Origin of the sequence: Novosphingobium cyanobacteriorum (genome assembly GCF_029436685.1) — a bacterium.
Classification (GTDB): Bacteria; Pseudomonadota; Alphaproteobacteria; order Sphingomonadales; family Sphingomonadaceae; genus Novosphingobium; species Novosphingobium cyanobacteriorum.
Genome location: NZ_JAROCY010000001.1, coordinates 223,635 through 242,142 on the forward strand (window position 1 = coordinate 223,635; position 18,508 = coordinate 242,142).

Annotated in this window: 17 protein-coding genes; 13 read left to right on the forward strand and 4 right to left on the reverse strand. The window is 67.1% G+C overall.

Going from position 1 to position 18,508, the window contains the following annotated elements; genetic code table 11:
• Positions 1-11: 11 nt before the first annotated feature.
• The 9 genes from POM99_RS01050 (at position 12) to POM99_RS01090 (ending at position 9,047) form a co-directional block, all read left to right on the forward strand.
• Complete coding sequence (locus POM99_RS01050; protein ID WP_277274882.1) at positions 12-1,145, forward strand: amine dehydrogenase large subunit; 1,134 nt, start codon at positions 12-14, stop codon at positions 1,143-1,145.
• Positions 1,145-1,633 carry a MauE/DoxX family redox-associated membrane protein gene (locus tag POM99_RS01055; RefSeq protein WP_277274883.1) on the forward strand — a complete coding sequence of 163 codons (489 nt, stop codon included), beginning with the start codon at positions 1,145-1,147 and terminating at the stop codon, positions 1,631-1,633. The genes POM99_RS01050 and POM99_RS01055 overlap by 1 nt, the downstream gene beginning before the upstream one ends.
• Positions 1,633-2,223 (forward strand): redoxin family protein, encoded by a 591-nt coding sequence (locus tag POM99_RS01060; protein ID WP_277274884.1) that lies wholly within the window; start codon positions 1,633-1,635, stop codon positions 2,221-2,223. Before POM99_RS01055 ends, POM99_RS01060 begins: the two co-directional genes overlap by 1 nt.
• 3 nt (positions 2,224-2,226) lie before the next feature.
• Positions 2,227-2,799, forward strand: a complete 573-nt coding sequence (locus POM99_RS01065; protein WP_277274885.1) for a methylamine dehydrogenase light chain — start codon at positions 2,227-2,229, stop codon at positions 2,797-2,799.
• Complete coding sequence (locus POM99_RS01070; RefSeq protein WP_277274886.1) at positions 2,796-3,260, forward strand: c-type cytochrome; 465 nt, start codon at positions 2,796-2,798, stop codon at positions 3,258-3,260. Before POM99_RS01065 ends, POM99_RS01070 begins: the two co-directional genes overlap by 4 nt.
• Positions 3,257-3,709, forward strand: a complete 453-nt coding sequence (locus POM99_RS01075) for a cytochrome c family protein (protein WP_277274887.1) — start codon at positions 3,257-3,259, stop codon at positions 3,707-3,709. The genes POM99_RS01070 and POM99_RS01075 overlap by 4 nt, the downstream gene beginning before the upstream one ends.
• Positions 3,710-3,742: 33 nt before the next feature.
• Positions 3,743-5,947 (forward strand): TonB-dependent receptor, encoded by a 2,205-nt coding sequence (locus POM99_RS01080; protein WP_277274888.1) that lies wholly within the window; start codon positions 3,743-3,745, stop codon positions 5,945-5,947.
• Positions 5,948-6,018: 71 nt separating this feature from the next.
• Positions 6,019-7,422 (forward strand): aldehyde dehydrogenase family protein, encoded by a 1,404-nt coding sequence (locus POM99_RS01085; RefSeq protein ID WP_277274889.1) that lies wholly within the window; start codon positions 6,019-6,021, stop codon positions 7,420-7,422.
• Positions 7,419-9,047 (forward strand): AMP-binding protein, encoded by a 1,629-nt coding sequence (locus POM99_RS01090; protein ID WP_277274890.1) that lies wholly within the window; start codon positions 7,419-7,421, stop codon positions 9,045-9,047. The genes POM99_RS01085 and POM99_RS01090 overlap by 4 nt, the downstream gene beginning before the upstream one ends.
• Here POM99_RS01090 and POM99_RS01095 read toward each other — a convergent pair.
• Genes POM99_RS01095 through POM99_RS01105 form a run of 3 tightly spaced genes read right to left on the reverse strand, consistent with a single transcriptional unit; the run spans position 9,041 to position 11,789 of the window.
• Positions 9,041-10,210: an acyl-CoA dehydrogenase family protein gene (locus POM99_RS01095; protein WP_277274891.1), complete on the reverse strand. Its 1,170-nt coding sequence runs from the start codon at positions 10,208-10,210 to the stop codon at positions 9,041-9,043. The two genes, POM99_RS01090 and POM99_RS01095, sit on opposite strands and share 7 nt — an antisense overlap.
• Positions 10,211-10,215: 5 nt before the next feature.
• On the reverse strand, positions 10,216-11,055 hold the full coding sequence (locus POM99_RS01100) for an HTD2 family dehydratase (protein WP_277274892.1): 840 nt from the start codon (positions 11,053-11,055) through the stop codon (positions 10,216-10,218).
• Positions 11,052-11,789, reverse strand: a complete 738-nt coding sequence (locus tag POM99_RS01105) for an IclR family transcriptional regulator (protein ID WP_277274893.1) — start codon at positions 11,787-11,789, stop codon at positions 11,052-11,054. The genes POM99_RS01100 and POM99_RS01105 overlap by 4 nt, the downstream gene beginning before the upstream one ends.
• Positions 11,790-11,894: 105 nt before the next feature.
• Here POM99_RS01105 and POM99_RS01110 point away from each other — a divergent pair, with 105 nt between their 5' ends.
• From POM99_RS01110 to POM99_RS01125, 4 genes are read left to right on the forward strand one after another with little or no spacing between them, the layout of a single operon-like run.
• Positions 11,895-13,049, forward strand: coding sequence for an acyl-CoA dehydrogenase family protein (locus POM99_RS01110; protein ID WP_277274894.1), 1,155 nt, complete (start codon positions 11,895-11,897; stop codon positions 13,047-13,049).
• 5 nt (positions 13,050-13,054) lie between these two features.
• Complete coding sequence (locus POM99_RS01115; RefSeq protein ID WP_277274895.1) at positions 13,055-14,254, forward strand: CoA transferase; 1,200 nt, start codon at positions 13,055-13,057, stop codon at positions 14,252-14,254.
• A complete protein-coding gene (locus tag POM99_RS01120; protein WP_277274897.1) occupies positions 14,251-15,480 on the forward strand; it encodes an acetyl-CoA C-acetyltransferase in 1,230 nt (409 codons plus the stop codon). Before POM99_RS01115 ends, POM99_RS01120 begins: the two co-directional genes overlap by 4 nt.
• Before the next feature lie 11 nt (positions 15,481-15,491).
• A complete protein-coding gene (locus tag POM99_RS01125) occupies positions 15,492-17,054 on the forward strand; it encodes an acyl-CoA dehydrogenase family protein (RefSeq protein ID WP_438822976.1) in 1,563 nt (520 codons plus the stop codon).
• A gap of 5 nt (positions 17,055-17,059) precedes the next feature.
• Here the strand turns inward: POM99_RS01125 and POM99_RS01130 are convergent, their stop codons facing one another.
• Positions 17,060-18,490 carry a sigma-54-dependent transcriptional regulator gene (locus POM99_RS01130; RefSeq protein WP_277274898.1) on the reverse strand — a complete coding sequence of 477 codons (1,431 nt, stop codon included), beginning with the start codon at positions 18,488-18,490 and terminating at the stop codon, positions 17,060-17,062.
• Between the last annotated feature and the right edge of the window lie 18 nt (positions 18,491-18,508).

Consider the following 18,508-nt stretch of genomic DNA (forward strand, 5'->3'; position numbering starts at 1 on the left):
CCTGCGCAGCATTGTGCAGCACGACCGCACTGGCCGCGGGAACGCCGTTTCCGCAGCCGCTGGCCGAAGAGGCCCTGCCGAGCGTGGCGAAGCTGCCGGCGCAGTGGCCGGCGAGCTGGGTTATGCTGCATGACTTCCGTTTCATGTCGATCGTGGACGGGCGGATCGCGGTGGTGGACACGGCCGACCCGGTGAAGCCGCTGAAGGGCCTGATCCGCGCATCGCAGTTTGCCAACATGCTGAGCAGCCGCGAGCGTGGCGAGATCTATACCGCCGAGACGTTCTATCCCCGGCTGACGCGGGGCGAGCGGACCGATGCGATCACCATCTGGGACATGGCCACGCTGGAGCCCAAGGGCGAGATCGTGCTGCCCGGTGGCAAGCGCCAGCAATCGGTGACCTATCCGCACCTGTTCCAGTTCACCAACGGCGGGCAATGGGCGCTGATCGCCAACTTCACCCCGGCGCAGTCGGTGACGGTGGTGGACCTCGTGAACCGCAAGGTGCTGAACGAGATCGACCTGCCGGGCTGTGCGCAGATCTATCCCACCGGCGAGCGCGGCTTTACCAGCCTGTGCGCCGATGGATCGCTGTTCAGCGTGACGCTGGACGCCAATGGCGCGGCGGCTTCGAGCAAGTCGGTTGCCAAGGTGCAGGACATCGACAAGCAGGCGCTGTTCGGCACGCCGGCGATGGTGGGCAAGACGGCTTGGTTCGTCAGCTTCCACGGGATGATCCAGGGCATCGACCTTTCCGGCACGGTGGCGAAGCCGCTGCCGGGCATGTTCAGCGTGGGCACGGCCGAGGGCGGGCAGCCGGAATGGCGGCCGGGCGGCTGGCAGGTGATCAACGCCGATGCGGCGGGCAAGCTTTATGTGCTGATGAGCCCATACGGCAAGGAAGGCAGCCACAAGGATGGCGGCAGCGAAGTGTGGGTGGTGGACCCGGTGAAGAAGGTCCGCACCATGCGCATCGCGCTGCAGGGGCAGACCGTGGCGATCGGCCTGACCCGCGAGGACAAGCCGATGCTGATCGCGGCGCGGGCGGATGCGGTGGTCGACGTCTATGACGCGACGACGGGCACCTTTGTGCGCACGCTGGGCGCGACGGCGGCGGCGAACCCGATCCTGGTGCAGAACCCCTGATGGCCGCACTGACGATCTTTTGCGCGATGCTGCTGGCGGGATCGGCGCTGCACAAGGCCATGGCGCGCGAGCGGCTGGCGGCAGCGGCGTCCAGGCTGGTCGGTGCGAGCCCTGCGCTGGGGCCGGTGCTGCTGGTGCTGGCAGGCGCGGTGGAGCTGATCGCCGCCGTATGCCTGCTGATCGAACCCCTTCGGGTTGCAGGAGGGATCGCCGCGACGGTGCTCTGGGCGGGCTATACGCTCATGCTGGTGCGCCGCCGCGGCGAAACGCTGGATTGCGGATGCGACCTGAACGCGCGGGCCAAGCCGGTGACGGCCGTGCTGGCGGCGCGACCGGCGGTGCTTTCGGCACTGGCGGCGTTTGTTTCCACCCTGCCGGCAGCGCCGGTGACGCTTGATGCGCCGTTCGCCGCTGCCGGCCTTTTGGCGCTTTACCTGGGGGCCAGCGAGCTGCTGGCGATACCCCGCCCTGCCTGGAGGACCGTGTAATGTTGACCAGCCAGATCCTATTGTGGGCGGCGGTGATCGTGCAGGCGTTGCTGATCGCGGCGCTGGCCCGGCAGGTGGGCATCCTGCACGAGCGCATCGCCCCTGCGGGCGCGCTGACGCTGCACCAGAACGTGGCGCTGGGCGAAAAGGCGACGCCGATGACGCTGGCCGACATGGACGGCGCGCCGGTGCCGATCGGAGGCAAGCGGGACGGGCGCAGCCAGTTGCTGTTCTTTGCCTCTCCAGATTGCCCGATGTGCAAGAGCCTGCTGCCCGTGGTGCGCAGCGCGGCGAAGGCCGAGGCCGCATGGCTGGACGTGGTGGTGGCCGGGGACGGCGGCAAGCCGGGCTATCGCGCCATGGTGAAGGAACACGGGCTCGACAGCCTGCCGGTGGTGCTGAGCGAGGCGCTGGGGCGCGCGTTCGGCGTGGCCAAGCTGCCCTATGCCGTGCTGCTGGACGAGGAGGGGCGGGTTGCTTCGCTGGGCCTCGTGAACAGCCGCGAACATCTTGAAAGCCTGTTCGAGGCGAAGGAGCGGGGCGTGGCCTCGATCCAGGAATTCCTTGCCCGCCGCCAGAAGGAGGCCTGAGACATGCGGTTCGACAAGCTGACGGAAAAGTTTGCCCGCGGCGTGGCGCGGGGCACCAGCCGCCGGTCCTTGCTGGCGCTGCTGGGCGCGGGCATGACCGGGGCGGCGGCCTTTCCGGTGCTGCCGGTGGCCCGCGCCGCCAGCGGCGGTGGGGAAGGCGGCCACGGGGCGCACCCCGGCGGGGCGGCACGCCCGCCGATGACCAGCGGGCTTGAGCAGGACCCGGGCGACCAGTCGAGCTGCGATTACTGGCGCTATTGCGCGATCGACGGGTTCCTGTGTTCGTGCTGCGGCGGATCGGTGAACACCTGCCCGCCCGGCACGGAAATGAGCCCGATCACGTGGATCGGCACCTGCACCAACCCGGCAGACGGGCGCGCATACGTGATCAGCTACAACGACTGCTGCGGCACGAGTTCGTGCGGGCAGTGCCTGTGCAACCGCAACGAGGGCGATCGCCCGCAGGTGCGGCCGCAATCGAACAACGACTACAACTGGTGCCTGGGTTCGCAAAGCAGTGTCTACAACTGTTCGGTGGCGGCGGTGATCGGCGTGGCGCTGGAGCAGCCGAAGTGAGGGCTTTTGCCATCCTGCCGGTGGCCGCGATGGCGCTGGGCGTGGCGGTGCTGCCGGTGCGCGGGGCGCCGGACGGAGCGACGCTGTTTGCGCGGTGCGCGGCGTGCCACACCAAGACCGGTGCGGGCGTGCCGGGGGTCTATCCGCCACTGAACGCCGATTTCCGCGCGCTGGCGACCAAGGATGCCGGGCGGCGCTATATCGTGCTGGCGGTGACGCGCGGGGTGATGGGGCCGCTGACGGTGGAGGGCAAGCCCTATGCCGGGGTGATGCCATCGCACGGCACGATCGACGATGCAGGCATCGCGGCGGTGCTGAACCACGTGGGCACGCAGGCGAGCAAGACCGGGCCGGCGTTCAAGGCCTTCAGCGAAGCCGAAGTGGGCAGGCTGCGGGCGAGCGGCGCGAGCCTTTCCCCCGCCGAGGTTGGCAAGCTTCATGCCGGGGCGGGCGGGAAATGAACGCCGGCCTGCTGCTTCTTCCGCTGGGCCTGGCGCTGATCGCCGTGGGCGCAAGGGCGGGCGAGCAGGCCATTCCGGGGGTTTATGACGCGTATCAGGCGCGCACCGACTACCAGTTGAAATGCCAGGGCTGCCACCGGCCCGACGGCAGCGGCGACGACCGGTCGAACCCCCCGATGAAGCATATCGTGGCGCGGTTCCTTTCGGTGGACGGCGGGCGCGAGTTCATCGGCCGGGTGCCGGGGGTGGCGACGGTGGACCTCGATGACCGGAGGCTGGCCAACCTGGTCAACTGGACGCTGTACAAGTTCGACCCGCAGCACATGCCCCGCAATTTCCGCCCCTATACGGCGGAGGAACTGGGCAGGCTGCGGCAACACCCCCTGCGGCTGGAGCGCGCCGCAACGAGAGCGCGCCTGGTAGCAGGGTTTTCAGACAAGCAGGACTGAACACAACAAACGCATCGGATCGGAGGGAAGTCCATGGGGAAGCAGTTTCTGGGTGGAGTGGCGCTGGCGGCGTTGGTGATGGCGCATCCGGCCCTTGCGCAGGACGCGCCGCAGGCGGCGCAGGCCGAGGCGGAGATGGCGCCGGGCGAGATCGTGGTGACGGCGGCCAAGCGATCGGAAAACCTGCAGTCCGTGCCGATCTCGGTTTCCGCCGTGGGGGGCGAACAGCTGGCCAAATCGCGCATCACCAACGTGGACAGCCTGGTGACCAAGGTCGCCAACCTGCAACTGACCAGCATCGTGGGCGACAACACCCCGATCTTTGCGCTGCGCGGCGTTTCGATGTCGGACTACAGTCTCAACCAGTCCAGCCCGGTGGCGACGTATTACGACGAAGTCTACAAGGGCAACTTCGCGTTCCTGGGTGTGGCGATGTATGACCTGGAGCGCGTGGAAGTGCTGCGCGGGCCGCAGGGCACGCTTTATGGCAAGAACACCACCGGCGGCGCGGTGAACCTCATCAGCCGCGATGCCAAGCTGGGCGAGACCAGCGGATACATCAACGCAGGGTACGGCAATTACAACCGCGTGGATGTGAATGGCGCGGTGAACGTGCCGCTGGGCGAGAAGGCGGCGCTGCGCGTGGCGGGCACGTTTGCCCGCGCCGACGGCTGGTTCAAGAACGTGGTGCCGGGGATGCCGGACCTGGCCGAAACGCGCGAATGGGCGGTGCGCGGCACCTTGAAGTGGGAGCCGGTGGACGGGGTGAAATTTACGCTCCGCGCGTCGCATTCGTTCCAGAACCCGCGCAACTATGGCATCTATGCCCAGCCCGAAGCGGTGAACCGGCCGGGCCTTTCAACCTGGGAGATCGCCAGCGACGTGCCCGATCGCCGGCGGGCGCGGACGACATCGGTGGCGCTGACCGCGAATATCGACGTTTCCGACACCCTGACGGTGACCAGCATCACCAGCTATGACAAGGGCACGCTGTTCTTCCGCGAGGACACCGACGGCACGGCATCGCGCCTGCTGGAGATCCCGTATTACGACAAGGCCAGCCAGTTTGCGCAGGACCTGCGCCTGACCAGCAATTTCGGCGGGCCGTTCGAGTTCATCCTGGGCGCCTATTACAACCGTGAGAAGGTGTTCAACTCGACATCGTTCGAAATCGCGACCGACGTGGACGTGAACGAGGACGGGGTTATCGATGCGGCCGACTGCGCCGCCGGTTTCCCCTTGGCGTGCAAGGTTTCCAACCGGTTCGACCAGCTGAAGAAGAGCTTTGCGCTCTATACCGACCTGAAATACAAGCTGACCGATGCGCTGACGATGCGCGGTGGCCTGCGCTATACCCACGATACCGGCGACCAGACGGGTTTTGTCAGCAACGCCTTCGGCTATGACGACGTGCTGGTGACCAACCTGATCCCGCTGTCTGCGCTGCGGTTCAAGACCAACAATGTTTCGGGCAAGCTGGGCTTCGACTACAAGCTGGCGAGCGGGGACCTGCTCTATGCCAGCGTGAGCCGGGGGTATCGTGCGCCGAGCTTCAACGCGCAGGCGTTCTTCGACCCGAGCGAGCTGAGCGTGGCCAAGGCCGAGCAGGTGACTTCCTATGAAGTGGGGGCGAAGACCCAGTTTTGGGACCGCCGGGTTACGCTGAACATGGCGGCGTTCTACTACGACTACAAGAACCAGCAGTTCATCAACGTGGACCCGACCACGGCGGCGCAGACGCTGCTGAACATTCCCAAGAGCCGCATCTATGGCGCGGAAGCGGAACTGACGGTGCGGGCCAGCGACGCCTTTACCCTGCATGGCGGGCTGGGGCTGCTGTCCACCAAGATCAAGACCGGCACGGTGAGCGGGGTGGACGTTTCGGGCAACCGGCTGTCCAACGCGCCGAGCCTGACGTTCAACGCCGGGATCGACCTGACAGTGGTGAAGGGCAGCTTTGGCGAGATCTCGGTGCATCCGGAGATTGCCTATCAAGCGAGCCAGTTCTTCGAGGTGATCAACGTGCCACGCCTGCGCATGGCGAGCTATGCGCTGGTGGGCGGGCACATCGACTGGGAAAGCGAGGATGGGCGGTTCAACGCCTCGGTCTGGGGCAGGAACCTGGGCAACAAGCTGTACTTCACCTCGCGCGTGGACCTGCTGGCGGGCTTCGGCTTCGATTACAACCACATCGGCAACCCGCGCACCTATGGCGTGACGGTGGGCGCGAAGTTCTGACCTGACGAGAATGGCAGGGCGGCGGCGCAAGACCGCCCCCTTGCAACCCAGAGAATAATGGGGAGAGAGCGATGGCTGGTTTGAAGCTGCTGATCGGCGGAAAGCTCGTCGATGGCGACATGACGATGGAGGTGGTCAACCCCGCCACGGGCGAGGCCTTCGCCACGGTGCCGCGCGCCAGCGTGCGCCAGGCCGACGAGGCGATTGCGGCGGCAAAGGCGGCGCAGCTGGCCTGGGGCCGCATGCCCTATGCCGAGCGGCAGCAGACGCTGATCCGGCTGGCCGACGCGATTGCCGCGCGGAGCGACGAGTTCGCCCGCCTGCTGACGCAGGAGCAGGGCAAGCCGCTGCCCGAGGCGCAGGGCGAGGTGGCGTGGAGCGACGGCTTCCTGCGCCACTATGCCTCGCTGGAACTGCCGGACAGGGTGATCCAGGACGATGCCAGCGGATATATTGCGGTGAAGCACCGGCCGCTGGGCGTGGTGGTGGGGATCATCGCGTGGAATTTTCCGCTGCTGGTGGCGCTGTGGAAGATCGGCCCGGCGACGCTGGCCGGCAATTCCATTGTGCTGAAGCCCGCGCCGACGACGCCCGCGACGGCGCTGCTGCTGGGCGAGGTGTGCGCCGAGGTGTTTCCCGCGGGCGTGGTGAACATCATCACCGACGCCAACGACCTGGGACCGCACCTGACCCAGCATCCCGACGTGGCCAAGATCGGCTTCACCGGATCTACCGCCACGGGCAAGCGCATTGCCGCAAGCGGGGCGGACGGGCTGAAGCGGGTGACGCTGGAACTGGGCGGCAACGATCCTGCGATCGTGCTGGACGACGTTGACGTGCGCGAGACGGCCAAGGCCATCTTCGGAAATGCCTTTCTGAACTGCGGGCAGGTGTGCCTGGCGATCAAGCGGGCCTATGTCCATGCCGACATCTATGACGCGATGGCGGCGGAACTGGCGCGATTGGCCGAGGAAGCGATCGTGGGCGACGGGCTGGAGCAGGGCACGCAGATCGGGCCGATCCAGAACGCGATGCAATTCGAGAAGGTGAAGGGCTTTCTGGAAAGCGCGCGGGCCGACGGCACGATCGTCGCCGGGGGCAAGGCGATGGAGCGGGCCGGATACTTCATTGCGCCGACGATCGTGCGCGACGTGACCGACGGCATGAAGATCGTGGACGAGGAACAGTTCGGCCCGATCCTGCCGCTGGTGAAGTTCGACGACGTGGAGGACGTGATCGCCCGCGCCAATGCCAGCGATTATGGCCTGGGCGGATCGGTGTGGTCCAGCGACGTGGCCAGGGCGGCGGATATTGCCGGGCGGATCGAAAGCGGGCAGGTGTGGGTGAACCAGCACATTGCCATTGGCCCGCACATTCCGATGGCGGGCTTCAAGCAATCGGGCCTGGGCGTGGAACAGGCCGAGGAGGGCCTTGCCGAGTATACCCAGATGCAAGTGATCAACGTGAAACGATGACCCAGCTTTCCTTGTCGAAGGGGGCAACCGATGTGCCCCTGCTGAACGTGACGATCGGACAGGCGCTGCGCGATGCGGCGGCGAAATGGGGTGGTGCGCTGGCGCTTTCCAGCCGCCACCAACAGGTTCGCTGGACCTGGGGGCAGCTGGATTCCGAGGTGGACCGCGTGGCCACCGGCCTGCTGCGGCTGGGCGTGGCGAAGGGGGACCGCGTGGGCATCTGGGCGCCCAACTGCGCGGAATGGACGGTGATCCAGTTCGCCACGGCGCGGATCGGCGCGATCCTGGTGACGATCAACCCCGCCTATCGCACCAGCGAGGTGGAGTATGCGCTGAACAAGGTGGGCTGCACCGTGCTGGTGACGGCGGCGCGGTTCAAGACCAGCGACTACATCGCGATGCTGCGCGAGATCGGGCGGGACAAGCTGCCGATGCTGCGCAGCATGATCGCGCTTGGGGGCGAGGCGCACGAGGGTTTCCTGCAGTGGGAGGACCTGCGTGCGGAGCCGGAACCGGCGGCGCTGGCAGCGGTGGATGCTGCGCTATCACCCGATGATGCGATCAACATCCAGTTCACCAGCGGGACCACGGGTTTTCCCAAGGGTGCGACGCTGACCCATCGCAACATCCTGAACAACGGATACTTCACCGCGCAGACGATCCGGTTGAACCAAGCGGACCGGATCTGCATTCCCGTGCCGCTTTATCACTGCTTCGGCATGGTGCTCGGCAACCTCGCTGCGCTGACCAGCGGGGCGGCGATGGTCTATCCCGGCGAGGCCTATGACCCGAAGCTGGCGCTGGAGGCTGTGCAGGCGGAAGGGTGCACCGCGCTCTATGGCGTGCCGACGATGTTCATCACCATCCTGGCGCAGCCGGACCTGGATGCCTATGACGTTTCAACGCTGCGCACCGGGATCATGGCGGGATCGCCGTGCCCCGTGACCACGATGCGGCAGGTGATGGAACGGCTGAACATGACCGAGGTGACGATCGGTTATGGCATGACCGAGACGAGCCCGCTGACCACGCAGACCGCCACCGACGATCCGATCGAGGAGCGGGTGGGCACGGTGGGCCGCGTGCATCCCCATGCCGAGGCGAAGATCGTGGGGCTGGATGGCGAGACGCTGCCGATCGGCGCGCAGGGCGAATACTGTTCGCGCGGATATGCGGTGATGCTGGGATACTGGGACGATCCGGCAAAGACGGCGGAAGCGATCGACGGCGAGGGCTGGATGCATTCTGGCGACCTGGCGACGATGGATGCCAATGGCTATGTGCGGATCACCGGGCGGATCAAGGACATGATCATCCGCGGGGGCGAGAACATCTATCCCCGCGAGATCGAGGAGTTCCTGCTGACCCATCCGCACGTGCAGGACGCGCAGGTGTTTGGCGTGGCGGACGAGAAGTTCGGCGAGGAAGTGTGCGCCTGGGTGATCGCGAAGGCGGGGGCGGAGCTGGCGGTCGAGGATGTGCTGGCCCACTGCCGGGGCCGCATCGCGCACTACAAGGTGCCGCGCCACGTGCGCATCGTGCAGCAGTTCGCCATGACCGTGACCGGCAAGGCGCAGAAGTTCGAAATGCGCAAGATGATGGAGGCCGAGCTTTCCGTTCAATAGGAGCGGGGAAGGCCGAGGACGTGTTCGGCAAGGTAGCTGAGGATCAGGTTCGTGCTGATGGGGGCGACCTGATAGAGGCGGGTTTCGCGGAACTTGCGTTCGATGTCGTATTCCTCGGCAAAGCCGAAGCCGCCGTGGGTCTGGATGCAGGTGTTGCCGGCTTCGACAGAGGCATCGGCGGCGAGCATCTTGGCCATGTTGGCCTCTGCGCCGCAGGGCTGGCCGGCTTCATAGAGGCGGGCGGCTTCATGGACCATCAGCTCGGCCGCGCGCATCATCGCGTAGGCCCTGGCGATGGGGAAGCTGACGCCCTGGTTGGCGCCGATGGGACGGCCGAAGACCTCGCGCGCCTTGGCGTAATCGACCGAGCGGCGAGTGAACCACTTGGCATCGCCCACGCATTCGGCGGCGATCAGCACGCGTTCGGCGTTCATGCCTGACAGGATGTAGCGGAAGCCCTTGCCTTCTTCGCCCACCAGCGCGCTGGCGGGAATGCGCATGTTGTCAAAGAACACTTCGGTGGTGGCGTGGTTCATCATCGTGCGGATGGGGCGGATGGTGAGCGACTTGCCGCGCACTTCGCGCATGTCGACGATGAAGGTGGAAAGGCCGTCGGTCTTTTTCGCCACCTGATCGCGCGGGGTGGTGCGGGCGAGCAGGAGCATGAGATCGGAATGTTCGGCGCGGCTGGTCCAGATCTTCTGGCCATTGACCACATATGCATCGCCATCACGGACGGCGGTGGTGCGCAGCGCGCCGGTGTCGGTACCGCTGGTCGGTTCGGTGACGCCGAAGGCCTGAAGCCGCAGATCGCCGCGGGCGATGGCGGGCAGGTAGGCACGCTTCTGGTCTTCCGAGCCGTGGCGCAGGATGGTGCCCATGGTGTACATCTGCGCGTGGGCGGAGCCGCCGTTGCAGCCTTCGGCCTGCACGGTTTCGAGGATCGCCGCAGCTGCGGAAAGGCCGAGGCCGGAGCCGCCGTATTCCTCGGGGATGAGGACCGAGAGATAGCCCGCCCTGGTCAGCGCATCGACGAAGGCGGTGGGGTATTCGCGCGCTGCATCGAGCCGACGCCAGTATTCGCCGGGGAACTGCGCGCAGAGGCGGCGGACGCCTTCGCGGATTTCGGGGAAGTGATCGGCTTCGAAGCGGCTCAGGTCCATGGGTCTCAAGCCTCGATCTCGGCAGTGGCGGTCATGGCCGGGTGGCCCGTTTCGGATTCGGCCCAGAGAGCGAATTGGCCGGTATGGTCCTGCCTTCCGCACAGCGCCAGCGGGCGGTCGCAATAGAGCGGGGCGCGGCCGCGGAAGGTGAACGTGCGGAGTGGCTTCGCGGTGCGTGCCAGCAGGCGGTCAACCAGCAGCGTGGCGGTGAGGGGGCCATGGACGACGAGCGCGGGGTAGCCTTCAGCATCGCGGGCATAGGGCAGGTCATAATGGATGCGGTGGGTGTTGAAGGTGGCGGCGCTGTAGCGAAACAGCAGGCGCGCATCGGGCGTGAGGGGATCGCGCCAATCTGCGAGGGGCGGCTCAGCCGGGGCCGGGGGCGGCGGTGCGGCGGATGCGGGCGCGCGATAGACGAGGTCCTGCTCTTCGCGCAGGGCGAGGCCGCGCGCGGTCGTGATCTTGTGTGTCAGCGTGAGGAAGACGAGTGCGCCCTGGCTGCCGGGCTTTTCCTCTATGGCGGTTATCTCGGTCGTGCGCTGGGCCTCGTCGCCAAGACGCAGGGTATCGTGCCAGGTGATGCGGCTGCCCGCCCACATGCGGCGGGGCAGCGGAATGGGGGGCATGAAGCCGCCGAGGCGGGGGTGGCCGTCCTCCCCAAGGTCAGACTGACGCGCTTCCGGGGTGAACAGGGCCCAGTGCCAGAGAGGCGGGAGGGGCGCGCCCTTACGGGGCGATTCCGGCTTGTTCAGCAGGGCGGCGAGCATGGCGGCAGGGCGCAGGTCCACGCGTTCGGTGCGGGTTTCGCGGCGGCCGATCCAGTCTTGCAGCGCGGGTGCGGTCATGCCGCTCCTCCGATCTGGCGGGCGAGGTGGCACAGGGCGTGGCCGAGCGCGGTGATCGCCTCGTCACCGCGTGTTCCGGCGAAGAGGCTGGCGGAAAGGTGGAAGCGCGGGGGGGCAGCGGGGATGGGGGTGCCGAGCGAGCAGATGCCGGCATGGCCGAAGCCATCATCAACGCCGAAGCCGGAGTGGCGGGCCTGTTCGACCTGGGCGAGCCAGTGTTCGAACGGGAGCGGCCGTTGCCAGCGCAGTGGCCTGAAGCGGCGTTCGAGTGCGGTGCGATCGAGGCCTTCCAGTGCGCAGAGGGCGCGACCGGTTGCACCCATGCCCACAGGCTGGCGCTGGCCGACGGTCATGGCGATACGGGTGGCGGAGCCGCTTTCACCGATCATCACCAGTTGCAGGCGCTGGCCCGGCTGAACCTGCCACAGACCGGTGGTGACATCGTGCTGGGCGGCGAAGCGGGGCAGCAGGTCTGCCGCACGGGCGCGGATGCGCTGGCCCTCGCCATCGCCGAGCACGGCGAGTTCGTGCCAGCCGGGGGCGAGGCTGTAGCGCTTGTCGCCCTCGCCACGTTCCAGCGCGCCTTCGGCCTGAAGCGTGCGGAGCAGGGCGAGGGTGCTCGATGGGCTGAGATCGGCCTGGCGGGCGATATCGGACAGGGTCATCCTGCCGCCTGCGGCAATTATGCGCAGGATGGCGAAGCCCTGGGACAGCGAGCGGACGGGACCGGACATGATGCAGGCATAGTTTTCAGAATATCGAAAAGCAATGCGGGATGTTGAAACGCATGCAGGTCCGCGATAGGTTGCAGGGAACAACCAGAAAGAGGCCCGGGCGCCATGGATGCGGATGTCTTCAACCAGTTTCTCGACCAGCTGAACGGTTATGTGCGCGACCGGCTGATTCCCGCCGAGCAGGCGGTGATCGATGCCAATGCCGTGCCCGAGGACATCCTGCGCGAGATGCGCGAGATGGGGCTGTTTTCGCTGACCATGCCCGAGGAATACGGCGGCGTGGGCATGAACGTGAACCAGTATGTGCGCACGGTGCATGCCATGAGCTATGCCATGCCGGCGTTCCGGGGAATCCTGTCGATCAACGTCGGAATGGTCTGTTCCGCGTTCAAGAACGGGGGGACGGAGGCGCAGAAGGCGGAGTGGCTGCCGCGGCTGGCGGCGGGCGAGATCGCCTGTTTCGGGCTGACCGAGCCGGGATCGGGTTCGGATTCTGCGGGAATGCAGACCACGGCGACCAGGGTTGCCGGCGGGTGGAGGCTGAACGGCACCAAGCGATACATCACCAATGCCCCGCAGGCGAAGGTGGGCCTGATCATGGCGCGCACGGCGAAAGAGAACCTGCCCAGGAACGCACACGTTTCCGCCTTCATCGTGCCGATGGACACGCCGGGGGTGACCGTGGGCAGGCCGGACAGGAAGATGGGGCAGGCAGGCAGCCTGATTGCCGACATCATCATGGACGACGTGTTCCTGGCGGATGAGGCTTTGCTCGGCGGGGAAGAGGGCAAGGGCTTCATCTATGCGATGAAGAGCCTGGACAACGGGCGGCTTTCAGTGGGCGCGGCCTCGACCGGCTATGCCAGGCGCGCGCTGGACACCGCGCTGCGCTATGCCACCGAGCGCAAGGCGTTTGGCGAGCCGATCGCCAACTTCCAGCTGATCCAGCAGATGCTGGCGGACAGCGAGATCGAGATCTATGCCGCCGAAAGCATGATGCAGGACGTTTCCATGCGCGCCGATGCGGGCGAGAACATCCTGCGCAAGGCGGCGGCGTTCAAGGTGTTTGGCAGCGAGATGTGCGGGCGCGTGGTCGACCGCTGCGTGCAGGTGCATGGCGGGGCGGGATACCTGGCGGAATACGATGCGGAGCGGTTCTATCGCGATGCGCGGATCTATCGCATCTATGAAGGGACGACGCAGATCCTGCAGCTGCAGATCGCCAAGCACATGCTGCGCGAATTCCACGGGCAGGCCTGAAGCGCGTGTACGACCTGCTGGGCGGATTGAGCGTAATCGAGGCGTCGTCGTTCGTCGCATCGCCCACGGCGGGCCTTTATTGCGCGCAGATGGGTGCCGAGGTGATCCGCGTGGACCAGATCGGCGGAGGGCCGGATTTCCACCGATGGCCGGTGACGGCAGGGAATGACTCGCTTTACTGGGAGAACCTGAACCGCGCGAAGAAGTCGGTAGCGTTGGACCTTGGCCGGGCAGAGGGGCGCGAGCTGTTGCAGGCGCTGGTGCGGGCAACGGGCCAGGTGATCACCAACTTTCCGGCCAAGGGATTCATGGCGCACGATGTTCTGGCGCTGGAGCGGTCGGATCTGGTGACGGTGCGGATCATGGGCTGGGCCGATGGCGGCCCTGCGCTGGATTACACGATCAACAATGCCGTGGGATATCCGATGCTGACCGGCGCGGGGCCCGAGCCGGTGAACCATGTGCTGCCGGCGTGGGACCTGCTGAGCGGGGCCTATGCCGCGTTTGCACTGTTGGCGGCGCTGAACCGCAGGTCGGCGACCGGGCTGGGCGGAGAAGTGCGCATTCCCCTTTCAGACGTGGCCATCGGCACGGTTGCGAACCTGGGCAGTCTGGCCGAGGTGCTTCATGCCGGGGCGGACCGGCCACGCACGGGCAATGCGGTGTATGGATTGTTCGGGCGCGATTTCGTGACCGCCGATGGCGTGCGCACGATGATCGTGGTGGTGACGCCGCGCCAATGGTGCAGCCTGGTCGGCGCGCTGGGTCTGGGAGAGGCGATCGCTGCGCTGGAGGCGGAGCGGGACGTGAGCTTCGCCACGGATGATGGCCTTCGCTTCATCCATCGGGACGCGCTGTTTCCGCTGTTCGAGGCCGCGATCGCGATGCGCCGCCATGCCGACCTGGCGGCCGCGCTGGATGCGGGCGGAGTGGTGCATTCCGCCTATCGCACCATGACGGAGGCCGCGGCCGATCCCGCACTGGTGCGTGACAATCCGATCTTTTCTGCGTGCGACAATCCCAGCGGACTTGCCTATCCCGCAGCGGGTGCATTCGCCACGGTGCCACAGCTGGAGCGGCAGGCCCCGCGCCCGGCGCCGCGCAACGGGCAGCATACGGAAGACGTTTTGAGCCAGCGGTTGGGCCTTGGTTCGGGCGAGATCGCTCGCCTGATCGACACCGGAATTGCAGGAGTATCCCGATGACCCTTCGCCGCGTCGCAATCGTCAGCCCGATCCGCACTGCCGTGGGCAAGTTTGGCGGGGCGCTTGCCGGAATGGAGGCGGGGGAACTGGGCGCAGTGGTGCTCAAGGCGCTGATCGAGCGGAGCGGCATCGATCCGGCGCGGGTGGACGACGTGGTGTTTGCGCAAGGATATGCCAACGGGGAGGCGCCGGCGGTGGGGCGCTGGGCGTGGCTGGCGGCCGGGCTGCCGATCGAGGTGCCGGGATACCAGCTGGATCGGCGCTGCGGTTCAGGCCTGCAGGCGGTGATCAATGCCGCAATGATGATACAGACCGGGCACAGCGACGTGGTGGTGGCGGGCGGCGTGGAAAGCATGTCGAACGTGGAATACTACACAACCGACGGGCGGCGCGGCACCAAGGCCGGGGGCATGATGCTGCACGACCGGCTGAGCCGGGGGCGATTGATGAGCCAGCCGATCGCGCGGTTCGGGGTGATTTCCGGCATGATCGAGACGGCCGAGAACCTGGCGCGAGATTGGAACATCACGCGCGATGAGGCCGATTCCTATGCCGTTCGCAGCCATCAGCGAGCGGCGGTGGCATGGCAGGCCGGGTTGTTCGAGGACGAGCTGGTGCCCGTGCCGGTGCCGCAGCGGAAGGGCGAGCCGGTGCTGTTCGCGCATGACGAAGGCTATCGCGCGGACGCCAGCATGGAGACGCTGGGCGCGCTGAAGCCGATCGAGGCGAAGACGATCCCTGGGGCCATCGTGACCGCCGGCAACGCCAGCCAGCAGAACGATGCGGCGGCGGCCTGCCTGGTGGTGGCAGAGGACAAGCTGGACGAACTGGGCCTGACCCCCATCGCATGGTTCCATGGTGCGGCGGTGGCGGGTTGCGATCCTTCGCGCATGGGCTTTGGCCCGGTACCGGCGGTGGAGCGGCTGTTTGCACGGACCGGACTGGGATGGAGCGACATCGACCTGGTGGAGTTGAACGAAGCGTTCGCGCCACAGGTGCTCGCCTGTTTGAAAGGGTGGGGCTGGAGCAGCGACGACAGCCGGTTGGAGATGCTCAACGTCAACGGGTCGGGCATTTCGCTGGGCCACCCCATCGGTGCGACGGGCGGGCGCATCCTGTGCAACCTGACGCGTGAACTGGTGCGGCGCGGCGGGCGCTATGGGCTGGAGACGATGTGCATCGGCGGCGGGCAGGGAATCGCCGCCGTGTTCGAACGGGCGGTGTGAGGGTGGAGGACCTGCGGACCGGGCTGGCGGCGGCGCAAGCCTATCTGGCGAACGTGCGCGCAGGCTTGCCCACGGATGCGGGGCAGCGGGCGAGCCACGGCCTTGCCTGGGTGGCGACCACGGTGGCGGCACTGGAGGCGGTGCTGGTGTGGTGCGAAGCGGGTGGCGGCGCGAACCCGATTGACGCCAAGGTGGCGCAGCTGGCCTTTGCCGAGGGGCTGGCGCAGCTGTGCGGTGGGCTGCCGATGGGGCAGAACGAGATCGTGCGCCCGGTGGACATGGGCGCCGGCGCGGCCGCACGACAGCTTGGCGAAGTGTGCGCCGGGCTGATCGACGCCGATCACGCGGGGCTGCGGGCGGAGGTGGCCGGGGCGCTGGCGCAAGGCCAGTGGCCGAGCGAGACGCTGCACGACGGCATGCTGGATGCGATCCGCGACCAGTATCGCCGCTTCACCGACGCGGAAATAGTGCCCCAAGCGCACACATGGCATCTGGCCAATGCGTTGATCCCGGACGCGACCGTGGCGGCGATGGCGGCACTGGGCACCTTTGGCGTGTGCATCCCTGAAGCGTTCGGCGGGCTGGGACTGAACAAGCTGGTGATGTGCCTGGTGACCGAGGAGCTATCACGCGGGTGGATCGGTGCGGGATCGCTGGGCACGCGGTCTGAGATTGCCGGGGAGCTGATCCTGCATGGCGGGACTGCAGCGCAGAAGGCGCAGTGGTTGCCGCGCATGGCCAGCGGGGAAGTGCTGCCAACGGCCGTTTTCACCGAGCCGGACACGGGATCGGACCTGGGATCGCTGCAGACGCGGGCACGGCGCGACGGAGATGGCTGGCGGATCGACGGAGCGAAGACCTGGATCACGCATGCGGCGCGCAGCGACCTGATGACGCTGCTGGTGCGGACGCTGCCGGATGCGATCGGCTATGCCGGGCTGTCCATGCTGCTGGTGCCAAAGCCGCGCGGGAGCGATGGCGATCCGTTTCCGGCGGAGGGGATGGAGGGCAGCGAGATCGAGGTGCTCGGCTATCGCGGGATGCGCGAATATGCGTTGCAGTTCGACGGGATGCGGGCGCCGGCTGATGCGCTGCTGGGCGGAGAGGAAGGACAGGGGTTCAAGCAGCTGATGCGCACGTTCGAGGGAGCGCGCATCCAGACGGCGGCACGGGCGGTGGGCGTGGCGCGGCGGGCGCTGGAACTGGGGCTGGATTACGCCCTGACCCGCCGGCAGTTTGGTCAGCCCATCATCGGTTTTGCCCGCGTGGCGGACAAGCTGGTGGCGGGGCTGGTGGACTTCGTGATGGCGCGTGAGCTGACCTATGCGGCGGCGCGGGCCAAGGATTCGGGGCGGCGCTGCGACATCGAAGCGGGCATGGCCAAGCTGCTGGCCGCGCGCACGGCATGGAGCAATGCCGACGCCAGCCTGCAGGTACACGGCGGCAACGGCTATGCGCTGGAATACGAGATCAGCCGCGTGCTGTGCGACGCGCGCATCCTCAACATCTTTGAAGGTGCGGCGGAAATACAGGCGCAGGTGATCGCCAAAGGCCTGCTGGCAGGCCGCAACTGACGCTGTCAGGCAGCGCGATCAGGCGCGGAATCGATGCCGAGCTCGGACAGCTTGCGATAGAGCGTCGACCGGCCGATGCCGAGGCGGCGGGCGACTTCGGTCATGCGGCCGCGATAATGGCCGATGGCGAGGCGGATCACGTCGGCCTCGATCTCTTCCAGCGGTCGCAGGTTGCCATCGGGTGCGAAAAGCATGACGCCGGCACCATCGCCGATGTGCGGGGCGCTGCGCGGGCCTTCACCCATCAGGCTGGACAGGCTGGGGAAATCCTGCGCGGTCAGCACTTCGCCATCGCAGAACACGGCGGCGCGGAACAGGGTGGCCTGCAGCTGGCGGACGTTGCCGGGCCAGTCATAGGCGGCGAGCAGCGAGAGCGCGCCATCGGTGATGCCCAGCGGACGCAGGCCCGGCTGTTCGCCGATGCGGGCAAGGAAGTGGCGGGCCAGCGCGGGGATATCGCCGCTGCGTTCACGCAGGGCGGGCAGATGGACCAGCGTGGAACCGATCGCGTCGAGCATGTCCTGTTCGAACAGGCCTGCGCCGACCAGATCGCGCAGCGGGGTGTTGCTGCAGATGATCGTGCGCACATCAAGCCGGAAGGAATGGCGCGCGCCGATGGGCTGGGCATCGCCGCGGCGCAGGAAGTGGGCGAGGCGCGATTGCACCGACTGCGGCAGGCGGTCGGCCTCGTCGATCACAAGGGTGCCGCCATCGGCATGCTGGAGCGCGCCGACATGGCGATCGAAGGCACCGGGGAAGGCGCCCTTTTCATGCCCGAACAGCACGGATTCGATCTGGTTGCCGGGAATGCCGCCGGCATTGACGATGCGCAGGGGGCTGCGCGAGCGCGGGCTGGCGGCGTGCATGGCGCGTACCAGCATTTCCTTGCCCGTGCCGCTTTCACCCTCGATCAGCACGGTGCCCTGGGTGCGCGCGGCCTTTGCCGCCACGGCCAGCGCGGCGCGAAAGGCGGGGGCGGCGCCGATCATCGAATCGAAATCGAGCGGGGCGCCGAGCTTTTCGGTCAGGGGCTGGAGCTCGTCGGCCGGAACCTCACGCGTGGTGGCCGTACGCAGGGCCTGCAGCAGCCGATCGGGCGCCACGGGCTTGATCAGGTAGTCGGTTGCGCCGGCGCGCATCGCCTCCACCGCCAGCAGCGGGCTGGAGCTGGTGGTGAGCATCAGGATCGGCAGGGCGGGGCGCCGGGCCTTCAGTTCCGCGATCAGGGCGCAGGCTTCGTCGCCCGGCACCCACTGATCAAGGATGATCGCGCCGAGCTGCATTCCCTGGCGCGTGCCAAGCTGCGCGATGGCGGTTTCCGAATCGCGCGCGACGATCGTCCGCCAGCCTTCGCGGGCGGCGAGCGAGGTGATGAGACGGCACTGGGCCGGCTCATCATCGATCAGCATCAGCAGGCGATCTTCCGGCTCCGCCATGTGGTCCCTATGTCTATC